Source organism: Kitasatospora sp. A2-31, from assembly GCF_022288725.1.
GTDB lineage: Bacteria > Actinomycetota > Actinomycetes > Streptomycetales > Streptomycetaceae > Kitasatospora.
In genome coordinates this window covers 1-3,404 of the sequence record NZ_JAKNTA010000080.1, presented here as the reverse complement: position 1 = coordinate 3,404, position 3,404 = coordinate 1, and the positions used below count along the sequence as shown (strand labels likewise).

General features: G+C 74.8%; 4 protein-coding genes. 1 reads left to right on the top strand and 3 read right to left on the bottom strand.

What is annotated here, in order from left to right:
• Positions 1–34: 34 nt before the first annotated feature.
• The 3 genes from MCM47_RS44455 to MCM47_RS44445 all read right to left on the bottom strand — a co-directional run bounded on the left by MCM47_RS44455 (position 35) and on the right by MCM47_RS44445 (position 2,730).
• Complete coding sequence (locus MCM47_RS44455; protein WP_238864245.1) at positions 35–505, bottom strand: hypothetical protein; 471 nt, start codon at positions 503–505, stop codon at positions 35–37.
• Between the two features lie 265 nt (positions 506–770).
• Positions 771–1,139 (bottom strand): hypothetical protein, encoded by a 369-nt coding sequence (locus MCM47_RS44450; RefSeq protein WP_238864246.1) that lies wholly within the window; start codon positions 1,137–1,139, stop codon positions 771–773.
• Between the two features lie 142 nt (positions 1,140–1,281).
• Entirely contained in the window at positions 1,282–2,730 is a 1,449-nt protein-coding gene (locus MCM47_RS44445) for a WGR domain-containing protein (protein ID WP_238951701.1), read from the bottom strand.
• A 208-nt stretch (positions 2,731–2,938) separates the two neighbouring features.
• Between MCM47_RS44445 and MCM47_RS44440 the strand changes: the two genes are divergently transcribed.
• Entirely contained in the window at positions 2,939–3,208 is a 270-nt protein-coding gene (locus MCM47_RS44440) for a GlsB/YeaQ/YmgE family stress response membrane protein (RefSeq protein WP_238864248.1), read from the top strand.
• The last annotated feature ends 196 nt before the right edge of the window (positions 3,209–3,404 follow it).

The window sequence follows — 3,404 nt, the reverse complement described above, 5'->3', positions numbered from 1 at the left end:
TCGCCGCATCCTATCTCTCAATCGTCGAGATACTTCACCGGCTGAGTTTTCCGGCGGCGCGCCGCGGGCCGGTGCCCCTCGGGCGGCGGCGCGGGGGCCCCTGCCGCTCGGGCCCGTACGCTGCGCGCCCGGCGTGCGCCGGAGGGCGCGCCAGCAGGCCGGCCGCGGAGAGCGCGGCCCACCCGATCGAGACCGCCACGGCCATCGTGCGGTGCCGCCGCTTCGGCAGCGCGGTGGCGAGCAGCGTGGCGTCACCCAGGTCGGAGGCGATCCGCACCAGGGTGGCGGTCCGCAGCGCCGAAGCGTCCGGGGCCAGGACCATGGCGAGACCGCAGGCGGCGTCCCGGAACGCCAGCGGGCGCAGGCAGGCGGCCACGTCCGCGGGGACCGACCCGTCCGGCGCGCTGATCCCGGACGGGCGGGCCAGCAGCCCCGGGCGGCGGGCGACGGCGAGCCCGTAGACGGCGGTGACGGCTCCGGTCAGGCGCAGCAGACGCACGTTCACGGCGCGGCTCTCCTCGGGTCGGCGGGGTCACTCCCCGGTGCGGGCCGCGGGGGCGCCTCCCCCGCGGCCCGCACGGTGGGCCCATCATGGACGACCGGACGGCCCGGCGCGGGCCGACACGTCCGGCGGTGGCCCTTCCGGGCGGCCTGACGGCCCGCTGCGCCCCGCGGCTCCCGAGGACCGGGGGCCGCGGGGCGGGTGGGACCAGCGGGACCGGCCAGGGGCAGTGGACCGGCGCAGGTCGGCGGGACCGGCCGGAACGGCGTCAGGAGACGCGCTTCAGCTGCCAGCTGTTCTTGCCGAAGCTCGGCACCGCCGAGTAGTTACAGCCGGAGCTGTAGAACTCGCTGACCTGCACCCAGCCGGCCGGCGGCCAGGTCGAGGCGCAGGCGTTGACCACGGTGCCGACCGGGTAGCCGGTGAGCTGCATGATCTTCTTGCTGTTGGGGGTGAAGGTGCCCGACCCGCAGCCGGCGCTGTTCCACCACTGCACGTCGACGTAGCCGCTGGGGGTGAGCGAGCTCCCGCACATGTTCACCGTGTCACCGGGCGCGGCGTGCGCGGTGGTCATGGACAGCGTCAGTGCGGCGGCAGCGGCGCCCAGGGTCAGGGCTGCGGCACGGAGACGGGACACGGAGCGGCTCCTCTCGTCGGCGCGGTCCGTCCGCACCTGGCATATTCCTATCGGCGGGTGACCGGACACGGACAGTGGCTTTCCGGTCCGGTCCCCGACGCGATTGACGCCGTTGACAGGCGGCGCCCGGTGTGTCACAGGCCTAGAGCAGGCGCTTGATGTCGCCGCGGGCCCGGTAGAAGGCCCCGGAACCGGACTCCAGCACCTCGGCCACCAGGTAGCGGGCGCCGGGCTCGCGGATGTCCTTCGGGAACTGCACCCGGCGGGCCGGGTCGAAGCCGGGCGACACCACGCGGACGCGCAACCGGCCGCCCTCCGCCACGCACTCGACCTCGATGCCGCCCGCGGCCGCCGCCGATCCGGCGACCACCGACTCGACCTCGGCACCGGCCACCGCCGCCGTCCAGCCGCTGCCGTCCACCTCGGCGGCCTGCGGCACCCGGCCCTCCTCGGCCGCCCGCACCGCCTCCTCGCTCGCGTCCAGGCAGACCAACGAGCCGTCGGTGGTCACCAGGTACAGCCGGCCGTCGCGGTACTGCATGCTGTACGCGGAGCCGCAGCCGGTGCCGAGCTTCCAGAGCCGGGTGCCGTCCGCCGCGAAGCAGTACACCGAGGAGTGGTTGTCGCCGGCGAAGACGTAGCGGCCGTCGGGCGAGGCGGCACACGAGAACACGGAGGCGTCGCAGCGGTAGCGGGCCGTCTCCGAGCCGTCGGCCTTGCGCAGCCGGTGCACCGAGCCGCGCGAGGTCGCGGCGAACACCTCGTCGCGCTCCTGCCAGCCGAACAGCACGTCGCCGTCGGTCCGGGTGTGCCACAGCGGCTCGCCGCCGCGCGCGGCGTAGCGCGCCACCCCGCGCGAGTGACCGTGGTAGACGCCGTCCTCGTCGCAGCGGACCATCCAGCCGTCGGTCCCCTCGGCCTGGCGCCGCCACTGGAACTCGTCCTCGTGGTCGACGGTGGTGATCCCGCCGCGGGCGTCGGCGACGCCGAGCACGCCGTCGTGGATGTCCAGCCAGTAGATGTCGACGTCGGCGGCGATCTCGTACGCGACCCGCGGCACCTTGCCGCCGAGGTCGTACACCTTGCCGTCGTCGCAGCCGGCGTAGATCCACCAGTCGTCGGCGACGATGCACTTCACGCCGTCCGGCAGGCCGTAGCGGCCGGTGACCTGCCCGTCGTGGGTGAGCGTGTAGACGTCGCCGCGCTCGTTGCCCACCCAGGCGTGCTCCTCGCCGACGAAGATGCCGAAGGCCGCGGCGCCGGAGCGGAACCGCCAGAGCACGGGGGCCTGGCGGGCGGTCGAGCGGCTGCTGGTGATCGCCCGGCGGGTCACCGCGCGGCGCTGCCGCACCCCGCGCACGGCCGGGGCGTAGCCCTTGCGGACCTTCTCCCCGATCTTCTTGGCGGCCGCGGCGGCGGCCTTCTCCGGCGACGGGTAGCTGGTGGTCTTCGCCTGGCCGCCCTCGCCGATCCGCCCGTAGGTGATCGTCACGTCCACGCCGGCGACCCGGACCTCGTAGAACTTGTGGGCGCTGCCGGTGTCCTCGGACAGCTCCAGGTAGGTGGTCTGCTCGTCGGCGGCGACAGGCATGCGGGGCCCCTTCCGGGCGCTCGGCGGGAGTCGGTGCGGGCGGCGTGCCCGGCGACACCGCAGAAGCTATGCCCAGGGACTGACAGCGCGTCCGGTGCCCCCCGCTCCGACGGTGCGCCGGCCCGCCCGGCCCGGTCCGGCGGCCGACGTGCCCGGGCGGACAAACAGGAGAATCATGGGACAACACCCCTCGAAAGGCGGGAATACGATGTTCCAGCTCCTGTGGATTCTGCTCATCGGCTTCGTGCTGGGCGTGCTGGCCAGGCTGCTCCTGCGCGGCCCGCAGGCGATCCCCTGGTGGCTGACCATGCTGCTCGGCGCCGGGGGCGCCCTGCTCGGCAACGCCGTGGCCGGGTGGATCGGGGTACGGCACACCAGCGGCATCGACTGGATCCGCCACCTGCTCCAGTTGGGCTTCGCCGTCGCCCTGGTCGCCCTCGTCGCCCCGGCCTGGACGAGGTCCCGCTCCCGACGCTAGGGCCCTGGGCCGCCGTCCGGCGCCCAGGAGCCTGCCGGCGGGCCGGCAGCGGCGTCAGGCGACGTGGACGCGGGGGCGACGGTCCCGGTCGGGCTCGGCCTCCCGCAGCACCTCGCGGGTGACCGGGGCCACCTCGCCCTGCCCGAGCAGGAAGAACCGGAAGAACTGGGCGAACGGGTTGCCCTCGGTCCACTCG